At 45.0% G+C, this 16422-nt stretch carries 11 protein-coding genes and 4 pseudogenes; 7 read left to right on the forward strand and 8 right to left on the reverse strand.

The window, feature by feature from the left end:
* Nucleotides 1-34 precede the first annotated feature (34 nt).
* Genes GKR74_RS03005 through GKR74_RS03015 form a run of 3 tightly spaced genes read left to right on the forward strand, consistent with a single transcriptional unit; the run spans nt 35 to nt 3458 of the window.
* A complete protein-coding gene (locus GKR74_RS03005) occupies nt 35-1069 on the forward strand; it encodes a Fe(3+) ABC transporter substrate-binding protein (protein WP_154602696.1) in 1035 nt (344 codons plus the stop codon).
* A complete protein-coding gene (locus GKR74_RS03010) occupies nt 1053-2759 on the forward strand; it encodes an ABC transporter permease (RefSeq protein ID WP_154602471.1) in 1707 nt (568 codons plus the stop codon). Before GKR74_RS03005 ends, GKR74_RS03010 begins: the two co-directional genes overlap by 17 nt.
* Before the next feature lie 27 nt (nt 2760-2786).
* Nucleotides 2787-3458 carry an ABC transporter ATP-binding protein gene (locus GKR74_RS03015; protein WP_336431288.1) on the forward strand — a complete coding sequence of 224 codons (672 nt, stop codon included), beginning with the start codon at nt 2787-2789 and terminating at the stop codon, nt 3456-3458.
* 65 nt (nt 3459-3523) lie between these two features.
* Here GKR74_RS03015 and yegD read toward each other — a convergent pair whose 3' ends face one another.
* Nucleotides 3524-4876 carry a molecular chaperone gene (gene yegD, locus GKR74_RS03020; protein WP_154602473.1) on the reverse strand — a complete coding sequence of 451 codons (1353 nt, stop codon included), beginning with the start codon at nt 4874-4876 and terminating at the stop codon, nt 3524-3526.
* A gap of 184 nt (nt 4877-5060) precedes the next feature.
* Between yegD and GKR74_RS03025 the strand changes: the two genes are divergently transcribed.
* A complete protein-coding gene (locus tag GKR74_RS03025) occupies nt 5061-5297 on the forward strand; it encodes a GDCCVxC domain-containing (seleno)protein (protein ID WP_154602474.1) in 237 nt (78 codons plus the stop codon).
* Nucleotides 5298-5354: 57 nt separating this feature from the next.
* Here the strand turns inward: GKR74_RS03025 and GKR74_RS03030 are convergent, their stop codons facing one another.
* The 7 genes and pseudogenes from GKR74_RS03030 to nrfA form a co-directional block, all read right to left on the reverse strand.
* Nucleotides 5355-5756 (reverse strand): hypothetical protein, encoded by a 402-nt coding sequence (locus tag GKR74_RS03030; protein ID WP_154602475.1) that lies wholly within the window; start codon nt 5754-5756, stop codon nt 5355-5357.
* A 113-nt stretch (nt 5757-5869) separates the two neighbouring features.
* Nucleotides 5870-6958 (reverse strand): annotated as a pseudogene (nrfF, locus tag GKR74_RS03035) (heme lyase NrfEFG subunit NrfF); the annotation flags it as partial.
* Nucleotides 6951-8735, reverse strand: coding sequence for a heme lyase CcmF/NrfE family subunit (locus tag GKR74_RS03040; protein WP_154602477.1), 1785 nt, complete (start codon nt 8733-8735; stop codon nt 6951-6953). The gene GKR74_RS03040 and the pseudogene nrfF, both read right to left, overlap by 8 nt.
* A gap of 23 nt (nt 8736-8758) precedes the next feature.
* Nucleotides 8759-9715 carry a cytochrome c nitrite reductase subunit NrfD gene (gene nrfD / locus GKR74_RS03045; protein ID WP_154602478.1) on the reverse strand — a complete coding sequence of 319 codons (957 nt, stop codon included), beginning with the start codon at nt 9713-9715 and terminating at the stop codon, nt 8759-8761.
* Nucleotides 9679-10383: pseudogene (nrfC, locus tag GKR74_RS03050) on the reverse strand (cytochrome c nitrite reductase Fe-S protein). Before nrfC ends, nrfD begins: the two are co-directional and overlap by 37 nt.
* Nucleotides 10356-10952 (reverse strand): annotated as a pseudogene (gene nrfB / locus GKR74_RS03055) (cytochrome c nitrite reductase pentaheme subunit). Before nrfB ends, nrfC begins: the two co-directional pseudogenes overlap by 28 nt.
* Before the next feature lie 45 nt (nt 10953-10997).
* Nucleotides 10998-12431 (reverse strand): ammonia-forming nitrite reductase cytochrome c552 subunit, encoded by a 1434-nt coding sequence (gene nrfA, locus GKR74_RS03060; RefSeq protein ID WP_154602480.1) that lies wholly within the window; start codon nt 12429-12431, stop codon nt 10998-11000.
* A gap of 758 nt (nt 12432-13189) precedes the next feature.
* Between nrfA and napF the strand changes: the two genes are divergently transcribed.
* From napF to napA, 3 genes and pseudogenes are all read left to right on the forward strand, one after another.
* On the forward strand, nt 13190-13681 hold the full coding sequence (gene napF / locus GKR74_RS03065; protein WP_154602481.1) for a ferredoxin-type protein NapF: 492 nt from the start codon (nt 13190-13192) through the stop codon (nt 13679-13681).
* Nucleotides 13665-13973, forward strand: a pseudogene (gene napD, locus GKR74_RS03070) (chaperone NapD). Before napF ends, napD begins: the two are co-directional and overlap by 17 nt.
* Nucleotides 13931-16417 carry a nitrate reductase catalytic subunit NapA gene (gene napA / locus GKR74_RS03075; protein ID WP_154602482.1) on the forward strand — a complete coding sequence of 829 codons (2487 nt, stop codon included), beginning with the start codon at nt 13931-13933 and terminating at the stop codon, nt 16415-16417. Before napD ends, napA begins: the two are co-directional and overlap by 43 nt.
* The last annotated feature ends 5 nt before the right edge of the window (nt 16418-16422 follow it).

Raw genomic sequence — 16422 nt, forward strand, 5'->3', positions numbered from 1 at the left:
TCACCTTGGAGAAGATAGCAACATGTTGAAAAAAATGTATTTTTTACGTAATAAAACACGTTTAATTACGTTGGCCTCATCGCTTATTGTTACCTGCGCACTGCCTGCTATGGCAAAAGATTCCCTAACGTTATACACCACTCGTGAGCCGGGACTGATCCAGCCACTACTGGATGCCTTTACCAAAGAAACGGCTATTGATGTCAATACTGTCTATGTCAAAGACGGTATGCTAGAGCGCGTCAAAGCGGAAGGTAAAAACTCCCCTGCGGACTTATTAATGACAGTGGATGCAGGGAATCTCATCGATTTAGTCGAAACAGGCGTTACCCAGCCTGTGGATTCAAAAGTATTAACTGACGCTATTCCTGCTTCATTACGCGACAAAGATAACCAATGGTTTGGTTTATCGATGCGCGCTCGCGTGCTGTATGCGGAAAAAGATTTGCCGTTAACTAGCATCACTTACGAAGATTTAGCCGATCCAAAATGGAAAGACAAGATTTGTATCCGTGCAGGCCAGCACCCGTATAACACCGCGTTAGTGGCGGCAATGATTGCCCACGACGGTGAAGCGAAAACGGAAGCGTGGTTACGCGGTGTGAAAGCCAACTTAGCCCGTAAAGCGACGGGCGGAGACCGTGATGTCGCGCGTGATATTCTTGGCGGTATCTGTGATGTTGGTTTAGCGAACTCTTATTATGTGGGTCACATGAAAAATGCCAAAGAAGGCACTGACGCACGTAAATGGGGAGATGCTATCAAAGTGGTTCAGCCAACCTTTACCGATGGCGGTACGCACGTCAACATCACTGGTGCAGCCGTTGCACGTCATGCTCCTCACAAAGCCGAAGCGGTTAAGTTGATGGAATATTTGGTTTCTGTTCCTGCACAGCAACTGTACGCGCAAGCAAACTATGAATACCCAATTCGCAAAGGCGTTCCACTGGATGCCACTATCAATAACGCGATTGGTGAAATTAATGTGGATACTCTTCCACTTACTGAAATTGTGAAATACCGTAAACAAGCGAGTCAGTTGGTAGATAAAGTTGGATTCGATCAATAAAACTGGCTTAACCTCAACGCGCGGGGCTTTCGGGTTACCGCGCGTTGGTTTCTCGCCATTAACCCTTTCTGTGGTGGTCATTACGCTCGGCGTTCTGACCCCTTTGTTGTTTTTATTAGGTCTGGCTGCAAGCTCAGGATTCAGCCATTGGGAACATTTGATGCGCTATGTGCTTCCCGATGCCACCTTAAATACCTTAATTTTATTGCTGGGTGTTGGCGCCATGGTGATGACCATTGGGGCGGGGTGTGCATGGTTGGTGACTGCATTTGATTTCCCAGGTCGAAAGCTGTTTAGCTGGGCGCTGTTACTACCTCTAGCGATGCCAACCTACATTGTGGCGTTTGCATGGTTAGATTTACTGCATCCTATTGGACCAATTCAAGAATTTATTCGTAGCGTTTTAGGGTACGACTCACCGCGCCAATTCCGCCTGCCTGATCTCCGTTCGATGACGGGCGCTATTTTGCTGCTTGGTCTGGTGCTTTACCCCTATGTTTACTTGACCATGCGAGCCATGTTTATGAGCCAGCCAGCCCATTTGCTGGAAGCGGCTCGAACCCTTGGGCTCAGCTCGACGGGAACATTTTTCCGAGTGGCGCTACCCATGGCGCGACCTGCCTTAGTAGTGGGTACTAGCCTCGCTCTGCTGGAAACCCTCAATGATATCGGCGCATCGGAATTTTTAGGTGTGAATACATTGACCGTGACGGTGTACACCACATGGGTGACACGCTCTGATCTACCCGCTGCGGCGCAAATTGCCTGCTCGATGTTAATCGTGATTATTTTGCTGTTAGCATTAGAATATTACGGTCGAAAAAATCAGCGCTACAGTACTGGGCGGCAAATGCGCGGGATCTTGCCATCGCGTTTGACGGGATGGCGAGCCATATTAGCGACGTGCGTCACCGCGCTACCCGTCGTGTTAGGCTTTTTAGCGCCAGCGCTATTTTTGGGGTGGGAAAGTCTTAAACGCATCAGTGACAGCATGACAATCTCAAGCAGCCTGTTACAGTCATTACAAAACTCATTATTGTTGGCGGCGGGTGTCACCATCGTTGTGACATTGGTGAGCATTGTGGTGGCGTGGTATGCCAGAGCGAGCGCGATTTCCGGTTCATCTCAAGAATGGCGACGAACCTTGATGAAAATTGCTTCGCTGGGTTATGCAGTACCCGGGACGGTGTTGGCAATTGGCTTGTTAACACCGGGTATGGCATTGGATAATTTTCTTGCTGAGCTATTGGATTTTCGAGGATTACCGCTGTTATCTACGGGAATTTTATTGGTTATCTGCTGTTCAATTCGATTTATGGCTATCTCCATTGGGGCGATTGATGCTGGGTTAACCCGCATTCCGCCGAGTATGGAGCAAGCCTCAAGGCTGCTAGGGGAAAGCGAGCTGCGAACGTTCTTTCGTGTGCACCTGCCACTATTACGTCCGGCACTTGTCACCAGTGCATTGTTGGTCTTTGCGGATGCGATGAAAGAGTTGCCGACCACATTACTGTTACGTCCGGTGAATTTTGAGACGTTAGCAACCTCGTTATATGCAGAGGCAGCGCGAGGAACCTATGAAGAAGGCGCGATCGCGGCACTATTAATTGTGCTAGCAGGAACATTGCCTGTGATCCTCCTAGCGCGCAGTCAGTTGACTTCATCTCAATCAAAACGGTCGTCTCAATAAAAATAATTATGTTAAGGAATGTCTTCGGTGTCTGATTCAACCTTAGTTCTTGACAATGTCCATGTTTCTTATGGCAACAAACATCAACGTAACCATGTGCTTAATGGCTTTTCTTTGCATATCGATGCTGGGGAAATTGGTTGTTTACTTGGGGCTTCAGGATGCGGGAAAACCACGGCATTGAGAGCGATTGCTGGTTTTGAGCAGGTAGAGCAAGGAACCATCTACGTAGGTGGTCGCTGTGTTGCGGGTCCAAATCTTCATCTGCCGCCTGAACAGCGTAATGTTGGTATGGTTTTCCAAGATTATGCCTTGTTTCCTCACTTAACGGCGGCGCAGAACGTGGCATTTGGGCTCAGAAAACAGCCTAAAGAGCAGCAACACGCTCGCGTTCAACAGTTATTAAAGTTGGTTGAATTGAGCGGCTTAGCGGAACGCTATCCTCACGAAATGTCGGGTGGTCAGCAGCAGCGGATTGCATTAGCACGAGCGTTAGCGCCGCAACCAGCGGTGCTGTTGCTGGATGAACCGCTTTCGAGCCTTGATCCGGATAGCCGAAAACGCTTAGGGCAAGAAGTGCGGGATATTTTACGTGCGGCGGGGCAAACGGCGTTGTTGGTGACCCACAGTGAAGATGAAGCTCAGTTAATGGCAAATAAAATCAGCTACTTAAAAGAGGGGCGTCTACTCGAAGAGTAGTTGAGGGCAATAATTGAAAGGAATAGAGAAAACCCAATACCGCACAAACGGCATTGGGAACTCGATTATTTAAAGCAGGTTTGCGCCCAGCGGGCTAACCCAGCGGTAACCGAGCCAAAATCATCACCACGAACAATAGGGATGTTCGGCAGTTGTTCTTGAATCGCTTGATGTAAGATAGGCGAGCGGGCACTACCCCCGGTGACAAAAATAGCATCCGGTTGAACGCCTCCTTGTACAACGGCTTCTTTCACCAACTCAATCATTTTGCTTTTTGGTGATTCAATCGCATCAATCAATTGATCACGTCCAATATTCACTTCAAGCAGCTCTTTAGATAATGCAATTTTCGCTAAATAATTTTGCTCATCAGAGAGGGCGATTTTCGCCTCTTCCGCTTTGCGTACAATGCTGTAACCCAGCGTTTGGTGATAAACCTCGAGCAAACGGGCGAGCAAGGCAGGCTCTTGAGCATCTTGCTGTAAGCGGGTTAATGCATTGAGGTTAGCGCGAGAATAAAACTCTTTTTGTGCTTCCACATTGTTAATGGCAATTGGGTTCCAAAACTGCAACAGAGGCATTTTGATCCCCGATTGATATTGGTTTTCCATACCAAAAAGCTGCATTAACTGTTTTAAGGCGACGAAAATATCCAGATCGTTTCCGCCAACACGTTGACCAGTGTGTGCTAATAAAGAGCTTGTACGGTCATGGCTGTCTTTGTAACTTGGGCCCATTTGGATAAGTGAACAGTCAGTGGTTCCCCCGCCAATATCCACCACTAAAATGGTCTGGTCTTTCGTTAGGGTAGATTCATACTCTAACCCTGCGGCAACGGGCTCAAACTGGAACGCAATATTCTGAAATCCAGCACGTTTGGCGGCCTTTAATAAGATAGCTTCCGCTTGCTGGTTCGCCAGTTCGCCACCACGTCCATGGAAGTTAATTGGGCGACCAATCACCGTGTCAGTGATGGTTTGTTGGGTACTTGCTTCGGCAGTATGCTTGATATTTGCCATCATGGCGCACACTAAATCTTCGAAGAAACTGACTTGGGTTTCGTGTAAGCCTGATGCACCTAAAAAAGATTTAGGTGATTTTACATAGTAGACATCTCGAGGGTCGCTTAAATATAAGTCCAGCGCAGCTTGCCCGAAAACAATATCTTCCGGCTCCAGTTCAATGCCTTCATCCTGATTAAACGCAATAGAGCGTCGGAGGATTTGCTGGCCTACTGAGTCTGTCGGAGAAATATTCAGATGGCGAAATAAGTGCTCTGAAACTGATTCTCTTGTCGGCGCACACAAGGTTGATGGAATATAAAAATTGTTGCCTTCAAGGGGTAACAATTGCGGTTTGCCATCTTTCATGATTGCGACGGAGCAGTTAGATGTTCCGTAGTCAAAACCAATAAACATTTCGCCTCCAAAATCTAGGGTGCTTTGAAAAAAGTGGAAAACTGTATATCAACCTTGCGGGAAATGCTATTGGAACCGTATTTTTATTTTGTGTGGGAAACCTAATTTGGCGCAAGGATAAGGGCGACATTATTTTGTAAGATAAACAGAATTATTTACTGTGGAATACCTTATCGAGGATCAAATGAGTCAAGCCAAAATTGAATTGATGTCTGAAATTACGTGCCCAGAATGTGGGTGTTCGAAAATGGAAGAGATGCCAACCAATGCTTGTCAGTGGTTTTATGAATGCACGGGTTGCGGTGTATTATTAAAGCCATTAGAAGGGGATTGCTGCGTTTTTTGTTCTTATGGCACGGTGAAATGCCCACCAATCCAAGAAGCAGAATTAACAGGCAAGCCTTCATGTTGCTGTAAATAAGACTCAGAGAAAAATCATTAATTTCGTAGGAAATAGATAATATTCAATTAAGTATAATTATCTATTCTGACAATTTTTACGCCACAAGTAATTAAATTCCTCAAGCGGAAATTCCATTTCGTCTCTATCCAATAGCGGAATGGAAACGATATTTCTACCATCCTCATTCAGGTACGTTTTCACCATAAAACGTTTGTAGGTATAGCTATTTTTTGCATCAAATACCAGAACTTGACCACAAACGTAGCCTAACATACCGCGATCAGAGGTCTCTCTGATGACATGGTATTTCACATCTTTAAATTCGACGGTTTTAGGGAAATTCAACAAGTCTTCCACAGCTCGCTCGGATTTCTTGATAACATCTAAATCAGGTGTGTAGTTAGCCATTACTCCTGCAAGAAATGATCCTCCTGCGATAAGAATAATCACTAAGATAGAAAGCATCTTATTCGTCATGATATTTTTTCTAGATTATTATATTTAATAAATAAACTTATTATTATTTTTTATCAATTATGGATACCGCGAGGTAATAAAGGTTCAAGGGCCTTTATTATTTTTGTTCACTGTTTCCCACTATTTTCCATTAATTTAGCCATATGAATGGCTTCAATAATTTGAGCGCGATTGACTCTAGGATTATTACTATCAAGTAGGTTTTGCCAGATATTAATCGCCGTTGTGTAATTGGCATTGATAAAGGCATCTGAGGCTAATAACATCAATGCGGTGACTTCATTCTTATCTAGACTTAATGCTTTGTCTATCATTTTTTGTGTGTCATTTGTAACCACTTGTCCGGCTTGGTAATACATCACTGTGGCAATTGCGGCATAGAGTTGGGCATTCTCACCGCGATATTTGAGTGCATAGCCATAGGCAATTAAAGCATTTTCATAGCTATTTTGATAAAGATAGTATTCACCTAAAACAGCCCAAAGTTCACTGTTTTCAGGGGATTGGCGGATATCTGCTTGTAAACGTTGTAGATCCTGCGTTTCACGCTCTAATGGTGTAAACAGCAAAATAGGGTCATTTTGTCTTTGATATAAATCAAGTGTTGAGTGGAATCGTGGTAATAAAAAATATCCCGCTATCATAATGCAGATTATGATGATAATAAGGATGTTACTTATCTTATTCCAATGAGGATACTGAAGTATTTTTTCATTATTGATAGCCGGTAATAATTGTATGTCAGAGTGAGTCCGGTTGTATTTTTCTATTAACGGAATAGAGGGGTCTAATAAAATAATGCGCTGATTAATTTTATTTTTTACTTTTAATGTTTTCCATAAAATAAAGATAATACAAAGAACCGTAAATACGGGAAGTAACCATAATAGTAGGGTGCTAAGCGTTAATGGGGGATTATATAAAACAAAGTCACCATAACGCTCGGTCATATAGTGTTTAATTTGAGATTCACTTTTCCCTTCAGAGACCATTTTAAAAACTTGATGGCGCATACTGACTGCGGTAGGTGCATTGGATTCTAATAAGTTTTGGTTTTGGCATTGAGGGCAACGTAACTGTGAGGCAATCTGCAAAGATAATTCTTGTTCCTCATTGGAATTAAATTCCCAGGTATCCACTATTTGGGAGTGCGCATTCAAGGCGCACAGCAGCAGGAGTAACATAACGATTTTTTTAATCATGTTTTCGCCCCCTAAACCAACTCATCAACGCACCTAAGCACATCACAAACCCACCACCCCAAATCCATTGAATGCCTTCTTGTACATAAAAACGCATCGCATAGCGCTCAGTGCCCGTTTTTTCTCCCAGCACTACATACCAAGAACGCATCCATCCCCAGTGGATCCCCGGCTCTATCATCAATTGCTGGCGAGCCATATACAGGCGACGCTCAGTGACAATATCAAAGCCATTTTGACCTGCATTTTGGCTGACGTGGATCAGCGCTTTTTCGGTGGTGTAGTTGGATTCAGCCGCCAGTTGTAATTGCTGAAACTGGAATTGATATCCGCCAACTGAGATTGATTGTCCGACGGCGATATTTTGGCTGATTTCTGATTTCTGTGTTGAGGAAAGGGCAATTCCCATAGCGAACAGAATAACCCCTGCGTGAGCAATAATGGCAGGAAATTTTCGCTGCATAATCATCAACAGCCGTTGAAATGGCGTGTGATTTTCGTTCTTGGCAATATCGCGATATTTGAGCGTGGCAAGCGCTATTACCACCAGCATAAACAGGCCAAATGGCAGTAATGTCTGATTGAAATAGGGGGCGCCCACCGAGATCTTACCTAACCCTAATAAACCATAGAGCATCGGGTATAAGGTGCCCGTCAGTACGATACATAAAACTGCGGTAAACAAAATCAATGTCAGTAATAAATAGATTTCTCGTGATGTTTTGCACCGAGGCTCTTGAGGTGGGAATTTCGCCTTCCAACCATAAATAAACAGGGCGCCAAGGCTTAAAACGGTAAAGAGTAAAAATAGCGGAACGGCACGCACGTTATCTAAGGCAAATGCATGAACGGACACTAAGATCCCAGAGCGGACAATCAGTGTACCGAGCAGCGCTAAAATTAATGTGATAATCGCCAGCAACAGACTCCAGTGGCGATACAGCCCTGTTCGGCGAGTGATAGATAAACTGTGCAGCAACGCAGTGGCTGAAAGCCAAGGAAGTAAAGAGGCGTTTTCAACGGGATCCCAAAACCACCATCCTCCCCAGCCCAATTCACTGTATGCCCACCAAGAACCGAGGATGATACCGCTAGTGAGTATGCACCAACTTGGAACCACAAAGCGCCAACACAATTGAGCTATAGGTTGACTGGAATTTTCGGGAAGTAGAGTGGGCGTCGCCATTAATGACGCGAGCACTAACGCGGCCACCAGCATCAATCCGCTGTAACCAAGGTAAAGTAGTGGCGGGTGTAAAATTAACCCCCAATGTTGCAGCATCGGGTTGAGATCGCGACCTTCAATTGCAGGAGGATACAGGCGTTCAAACGGGTTGGAATAGAACACAACAAACAGTAATAACGCCGTGCAAATAGCCGCCAGTACACATAATGTTAAAGGAAAAAATGGGCTATTTTGGCGGCGATAACGCCATGCAAATAAGGTACTCCAGCCGGAGAAAAACAGCACCCACAGAAGCAGTGAACCTTCGTGTCCTCCCCAGACTGCCGCAATTTTAATAACAAGAGGGGACAAACTGTGGCTATGTTGAGCCACATAAATAACGGAAAAATCACTGAAAATAAAGCTGGCGGTTAAGCTGAGAAACGCGGTTAATAAAAAAGTGAATTGCAAAGACGTCCAGAGCACGCCCTGAGACATTTGCCTCGGGACGTGCCTGAAAACGCCGATAAACCCCAATAGGGTATGATAGCCAGTGATACACAGCGCCAGTAGCAAGCTGATAAACCCTATTTCGGGAAGGAAAATTTCCAAGTATCACCTTTAGTTTAAGTCGGTTATGCGACTGTCAGTTGTCCTGCGTATAGGACAAAGAAACGCAGGAAAAACACGCCAATTAAGCTTGCGCCACTGACCACAATAACCCGAAAAGCTTGGCTACCTTGTTGTTGCCATTTTTTCAATAGGAGGGGAATCACAAAACCAATTCCCACTACGCCAAGCCAGAACCACCACGTCCAGAAACCACCGCCTAATGCTGCAATTAACGAACGCAGTTTGCCATCATCACCGAGCGCCAATCCCACAAAGAAGGCCGCTAGCAAAAATATCTCTAACCAAACGACGAAGCTTTCTACACGGTGTAAAAAGACCGTTTCAGGGTTATGAACATTTTTGCGATAGCGCAGGGCGATTGCCAGTAAACTCACCGCCAGTCCCGACGAAATTCCCGAAAAGAGGAATAAAGCCGGTAATATTGGGTTGTTTAAGAATGGATAGGATTTGAGTGCCGATAATAAGAACCCTGTATACGCCCCTAGCAATACAGCTAAGACTAGCATAGCAATATCTAATCCGCGCATGATGCGACTTAGCCAACCTAAAACACGAGGGATTATCGTCAGTTTAGGTAGCCATTTTTGTTGCAGTTGGACGAGCTCCTGTTCATAAATTTTAGCCAGCCAAACCACTAACACCGCCATGTAAACTTGGAACAGCATTACCCCCATGGACATCACAGAAGTTGGGCTGTAGTGAAACATCAATTTCCAGAACGTCCATGGACGGGTTAAGTGGAAAATGAGGATCAGTAGACCGAGAATAATGGTGGTCGGCGCTAAAATTAGCGTAGTACGCATGATAGTACTGTTGCTGGTGGCAGCATTGGGGACATATTGGCGTATCAATACAGCCAGAACCACTAACCCCGCAGAGATACCAATCAAAAACAGGTAAACGGCGATAGGCCAGTCCCAAACTAACGACTCAAAATGAAAAGCTGAAGTGGTTGTCATTGGCTAACCTCCCCATATTTAAAGGGAACTCGGTACATTTTGGGTTTCGTTCCCAGTGCAATTTTGAATCGATAGGTCGGTTTTTCATGGAGCATTAGCGACACCGCACTGTTTGGATCATCTAAATTACCAAACACCAACGCTTTGGTTGGACACGCTTCGACACAAGCTGGTTGCTTCCCTTTTTTGAGATTGGTTTTACGGCAAAAGTCGCATTTATCGGCGGTTTTGCTGATGGGATGAATAAATCTGACGCGGTAAGGGCAGGCGGCAATACAGTATTGACAGCCAACGCACAGATCAGGGTTTACATCCACAATCCCCGTGGTTTTATCGATGAATGAAGCCCCTGTTGGACAAACATCGACACAAGGGGCATGTTCGCAATGTTGGCAAGAGTGGCGGAAGAACCGATATTTGACGTCAGGAAATTGACCAATGGGTTCACTGCGAATAATCGTTAGGCGTGATACGCCTTCTGGAACTTGGTTGACTTCCCGACATGCATCCATACAGGCGGTACAGCCGATACACAGTGTTTCATCGTGGATCATGCCATATCGCACCCCGTCAACTTTCATGGTATTGGCGAGGGAATGCCCCGCCACACCGCCTACCGCCGCCAGTGCGCCTGAATAGATTATGAATTGACGACGAGAACAACTCATGGCTGCTCCTTAAGAACATTCACCGCAGCGGGGTTAAAGTTCGGGTTATCTCGCTGATCTGAGTGGCAATCCACACAGATTTTGACCTTACCTTTATCACTCAGCACTTTCATGGTGTCTTGCTTTGGATGGAGGTCGTGACAACTCGCACAAGCCACTTTGGTCACGTGAACATCGTGGGGCCAAAACGCTTTTTGCAGTTGTTCAGGTAAGTGACAAGATAAACAGACGCTATTTTGTTGTTCCACACTGTACATCGGATCATTAAACCGCATGACGTCTTTGACGCCTTCACGGTGATTAGGACCCGGTTTGCCGTGGCAATTGGTGCACGTCACCGGCAAATTATTATTCGGGTTGATGACCTCAGCATGGGTGCCATGCATCCCTTCTTTATTGGGTTTATGGCAATCAAGACAAGCATTGTCTGGATTACGCTGCTGCGTAACTTGCCAACGACCGTCTTTGCTAGCTTCTTCAGCCATTTGTGGTGTTGCCGACGCGGATATTGCCCATAACAAGCCTGACGCCAGCACCCCAGCAGTTAATAACGAACGTAGTACGCTCATATTCACTCCATTGGTTATCGCACCCCAGCGAACTGGGGTGAGTGGTTATTTGGCTAACAGGTCGTTTTTACGAGCTTGTGCATCCCATTCAGGTACCACAGTCTTTAAAAACTCTTGTTTTTCGGCATTAATTTTCTGCATATCCAAGCCGATGGCTTGCTGCGCTTTATCTTTGGTGGAGATATCTGGGATCGCGATTTCATGAGTAATGCCTTTTGAACCCAGTAAACGCGCCAGTTTTGCACGGGCATCTGCGGCTTTATCCATTGCCCCACCAAGCATACGTAACCCTTCATCTGGCGCATGCATGTGGATACCGTGTGACGCGATAGCTAAATCCCAACGCCACTGCGCATGACGGATATCAGCAAGGATATCTTTCATTTCAGCATCGGTTGCGCCTGCATCCCAAGCTGCTTTAGCTTCAAAGTGAGCGCGTACTAACTGATCTTCCACTTTGATTTTCATCTCTTGGATAGCTTTTTTACGCTCGGCAACAATGCTCTGCAGTTGCTCTTTGCTTTGGGTATGGCAGCTACTACAGGTTTGTTCAAAGTTATCGAATGGGTTACCGATTTTATGGCTGGTATACAGTTCCCCTTTTTCGTTTTGCAGTTTTGGCATGTGGCAGTCAATACAGGTCACATTGTTTTTACCGTGGATACCTGCGCTCCAAGTTTCATACTCAGGGTGTTGAGCTTTAATCATTGGGGCTTTAGACAGGGAGTTTGTCCAGTCAGAGAACCCAATATTGTCGTAGTACACTTCCATGTCTTCGACTTTGGTACCGTTATCCCAAGGAAATTTCACCGCTTTGGTTTCGCCAGAGAAATAGTATTCAACGTGGCATTGACCGCACACCATAGATTGTTGGTCGAAGCGGCTCGCTTTATCGAATGGCTTGCCGATGGCTTCCATGGCGCGTTCAGCGTACGGGCGAGAGAGAGTGAGTTCAGGTTTACCTTTAGCAAACTCAGGGGAGTCTGTTTTGTGGCAATCCGCACAGCCCAATACGTTGACAACTTCAGGGCCGCCTTTTGCCCATTTACCTTTGAAGTAGCCATCTTCCCCATGTTCCTGAATTAGTCGAGCAACGTCAGGGCTTTTACAGCTCCAACATGCCATAGGAAGAGGACCATCTTCCGCATTTTTGGGTGCGCCAGTTCGCAGTGTTTCACGAACATCGATAATCGCGTAGGCGTGGCCACGAGGTTTATTGTAGTCACGAGAGAATGGATACCCAGCCCATAAGATGACAAGGCGAGGATCTTCAGCCAGTGCATCTTCTCGTTGTGATTGTTCTGAAGTCGCGCGCCATGAATGGTATTGATCAGGGTGCGCCGCTTCAAAGGTTTCGTTTCGAGCGTTGATGGTTGATGTGGAATCTTTTGTTGGAGTTTGTGCCTGTACAGAGGTAAACAGAAATATCCCTGCAAGCACACTCAGTAGGTACAGTGCATTATTTCTTATCTTTGCCATAAGGGCCTCGAGTGTTTTTAAGCCAGCCATCCCATTAGCTGTATTTATTTTTATATTTGATAACAATCGCACTATTGCTATCAGACAATTGCCAACTTATATAATTAGCAAAAAACCACACAAAAAATATTGTCTTTGATCAATAATTAAAATGAGTTTACTTTTTAATCGATGAAAAATAATAAAAATGGAGAAAATTGAATAAATAAAAAAATATTAAATTTTATTTTTTAACGCAGAGTATGGATTAAATCATTAAATAATAATGATTATTATTTGCACTTTGTAATTTTCATTATCATGCTGATATTTATAATAAATTATATTTTCACTAATACGATGGATAAATAAGTTGGTTAATTTTTGAATTAAAACGTGCGTAAAATCAAAAAAAGTAAATATAGTTTTTTGTAAAAGTGCTCATGATATACTACTTTGGTGGTATATATTTTCATTGATTATAAATTTGACTATTAAAAATAAGGTTTAAATTCGCAAATCATATTTATTAAATGTTAATGAATAATTATAAAACGACCTTAAACCTGCATTTCTCGATATTTGAACTGTGTCTTCGATGTGAAACGTCAAAGAATGACTGTTTTCTGCATAATAACGCAAAAAATTAGTTTACCTACTAGGTAGTATGTATTTTTGATAGTTAGCTAATTAATATTCACAATAAATAATCATATAAAAAGTACGGTTTATCAGTCTCTTTTAGCAGTTTTTGGTTGGGCAATGTAAAGGAAATAAACATGGTTGATATCACCCGTCGGGGAGTTTTAACGGGGGCGTGGCGTAATGCTGCACCCGTAATACGACCACCATGGAGTGGTAGCGAAGCACGTTTTATTGAACAGTGCACTCGTTGTAGCCAGTGTATCACGAGTTGTGAAACGGCAATTTTGCAACCGGGTCCTGGTGGCTATCCCATGGTCGATTTTCAGCGTGGCGAATGCACATTCTGTTATGCATGTGCAGAGGCCTGTCCTGAGCCTATATTCCTTCCTCAAAATACCCAGCCTTGGAATATCAAGATTGCCATTGGGCAACACTGTCTGGCGTACAAATCGATTGAATGTCGTCGTTGTGAAGACAGTTGTGAGCCTCAAGTGATCGCCTTTCGTCCATCACTGGCCGGTATTTACCAGCCAAACATTGATATGCAGGGTTGTACAGGTTGTGGCGCATGTGTCGCGGGATGTCCTGTATCAGCCATTACCATGGAGCATGAAGATGCACAATAACTGGCAAGTTTGCAGTTTGATTGTTCAAGTCAAAAGTGAACGCATTCCAGCTGTGACAGATGAATTACACCAAGAACCCAACTGCGAAGTGGCTATTTCCTCCCCTGAAAATGGCAAGTTGATTGTGGTTGTGGAAGGGGAAGACAGCAAAACGCTTTTAGATACTATCGATTTCATCCGTGATATCGATGGTGTATTGGATGTTTCACTGGTTTATCACCAGCAGGATGAGCAATGTGAGGAAAAAGTATGAAACTCAGTCGTCGTAGCTTTATGAAAGCCAATGCGATAGCGGCCGCTGCTGCGGCGGCAGGCGTTGGCGTACCAAGTATTGCGAAAGCAGTGGTTGGTCAGCAAGAAAGCATTAAATGGGATAAGGCGCCGTGCCGTTTCTGCGGTACAGGTTGTGGGGTCTTAGTTGGAACGCAAAACGGACGTATCGTGGCGAGCCAAGGTGACCCTGAAGCCCCAGTAAACCGTGGTCTGAACTGTATTAAAGGCTATTTCTTACCAAAAATCATGTACGGAAAAGACCGTTTAACTCAACCGCTTCTGCGTATGAAAGACGGTGAGTACGATAAAAACGGTGAATTTACCCCAATTACGTGGGAAAAAGCCTTTGATGTGATGGAAGAGAAAGTCAAAACCACCCTCAAAGAGAAAGGCCCTGAAGGTATCGGAATGTTTGGTTCCGGTCAGTGGACGGTTTGGGAAGGTTATGCGGCATCCAAACTATTTAAAGGTGGCTTCCGCTCAAATAACTTAGACCCAAATGCGCGTCACTGTATGGCATCAGCGGTTGTCGGCTTTATGCGTACCTTTGGTATGGATGAACCAATGGGTTGTTACGATGATATCGAACATGCAGATGCTTTCGTGCTGTGGGGTTCGAACATGGCGGAAATGCACCCAATTTTATGGTCGCGTATCACCAACCGTCGTCTCTCTAACCCTGATGTTCGTGTGGCGGTGCTATCTACATTTAAACACCGTAGCTTCGAATTAGCGGATAACGGCATTGTTTTTACGCCGCAATCAGACTTAGTGATCCTCAACTACATCGCTAACTACATTATTCAAAACAATGCGGTGAATCAGGACTTCCTCGATAAACACGTTAATTTACGTCGTGGGGCTACTGATATTGGTTATGGTTTACGTCCAACGCATCCTTTAGAGCAGAAGGCCAAAAACCCAGGTTCAGATGCGTCTGAGCCAATGACATTCGATGATTACAAAGCGTTTGTTGCGGAATATACCCTCGACAAAACCGCTGAAATGACCGGTGTTCCGAAAGATCAGTTAGAAGCGTTAGCTAAGCTGTATGCAGATCCTAATGTAAAAGTCGTTTCTTACTGGACAATGGGCTTCAACCAGCACACTCGTGGTGTCTGGGCGAATAACTTGGCGTATAACCTGCACTTATTGACCGGTAAAATTTCTCAACCAGGTTGTGGACCGTTTTCCTTAACGGGTCAACCATCAGCTTGTGGTACTGCGCGTGAAGTGGGAACGTTTTCTCACCGTTTACCAGCAGACATGGTGGTCACCAACGAAAAACACCGTGAAAAAGTGGAGAACGTTTGGAAATTACCTGCGGGAACTATCCCAGAAAAAGTGGGATTACACGCTGTTGCTCAAGACCGCGCATTAAAAGATGGCAAGCTCAATTTCTATTGGGTGATGTGCAATAACAATATGCAAGCGGGCCCAAATATTAATGAAGAGCGTATGCCGGGCTGGCGTGATCCACGTAACTTCATCGTGGTTTCAGACCCATACCCAACCGTCAGTGCACTGTCTGCCGACCTGATTTTACCGACAGCAATGTGGGTAGAAAAAGAAGGGGCGTATGGTAACGCAGAGCGTCGTACACAATTCTGGCGTCAACAAGTACCCGCACCAGGGGAAGCTAAATCTGACTTAATGCAGATGGTGCTGTTCTCTCGTCGCTTCAAAGCGGAAGACGTTTGGCCGGAAGAATTATTAGCGAAAAAACCAGAATATCGTGGAAAAACGTTATACGACATTCTGTTTGCTAACGAGGCTGTGACCAAATTCCCACTGACAGAATTGGCCGATGACCAGCTGAATGATGAATCCCGTGAACTCGGCTTCTACCTGCAAAAAGGGTTGTTTGAAGAGTATGCAGGCTTTGGTCGTGGTCATGGTCATGACTTAGCAGATTTTGATGCTTACCACAAAGCTCGCGGCATCCGTTGGCCAGTCGTGGATGGTAAAGAGACCCAATGGCGTTACAGCGAAGGTAATGACCCTTACGTAAAAGCTGGACAAGGTTATCAATTCTACGGCAAGCCAGATGGTAAAGCGGTGATTTTCGCGCTGCCATTTGAACCTGCCGCAGAAGCGCCAGATGCTGAATACGATTTATGGTTATCCACCGGACGTGTTCTTGAGCATTGGCATACCGGCAGTATGACTCGCCGTGTGCCTGAGTTGCACCGTGCATTCCCTGAGTCCGTGGTGTTTATGAACCCGCTAGATGCAAAAGCCAAAGACTTACGTCGTGGAGACAAAGTAAAAGTACTTTCTCGCCGTGGTGAAGTGCTCTCAACCGTGGAAACTCGTGGCCGTAACCGCCCACCAAAAGGTTTGATTTATATGGCATTCTTCGATGCATCTCAGTTAGTGAATAACCTCACTCTGGATGCAACGGATCCGCTATCGAAAGAGACGGATTACAAGAAATGTGCAGTTAAATTGGAAAAGGTGTAATTGCG

The organism is Providencia sp. wls1914 (assembly GCF_009706645.1).
Taxonomy (GTDB): domain Bacteria; phylum Pseudomonadota; class Gammaproteobacteria; order Enterobacterales; family Enterobacteriaceae; genus Providencia; species Providencia zhijiangensis.

Excerpts from the sequence above, each read along its gene's own strand:
- GKR74_RS03005 (WP_154602696.1), top strand. The coding sequence starts at position 35 with ATGTATTTTTTACGTAATAAAACACGTTTAATTACGTTGGCCTCATCG.
- yegD (WP_154602473.1), bottom strand. The coding sequence starts at position 4,876 with ATGTTTATTGGTTTTGACTACGGAACATCTAACTGCTCCGTCGCAATC.
- GKR74_RS03025 (WP_154602474.1), top strand. The coding sequence starts at position 5,061 with ATGAGTCAAGCCAAAATTGAATTGATGTCTGAAATTACGTGCCCAGAA.
- GKR74_RS03030 (WP_154602475.1), bottom strand. The coding sequence starts at position 5,756 with ATGACGAATAAGATGCTTTCTATCTTAGTGATTATTCTTATCGCAGGA.
- nrfD (WP_154602478.1), bottom strand. The coding sequence starts at position 9,715 with ATGACAACCACTTCAGCTTTTCATTTTGAGTCGTTAGTTTGGGACTGG.
- nrfA (WP_154602480.1), bottom strand. The coding sequence starts at position 12,431 with ATGGCAAAGATAAGAAATAATGCACTGTACCTACTGAGTGTGCTTGCA.
- napF (WP_154602481.1), top strand. The coding sequence starts at position 13,190 with ATGGTTGATATCACCCGTCGGGGAGTTTTAACGGGGGCGTGGCGTAAT.
- napA (WP_154602482.1), top strand. The coding sequence starts at position 13,931 with ATGAAACTCAGTCGTCGTAGCTTTATGAAAGCCAATGCGATAGCGGCC.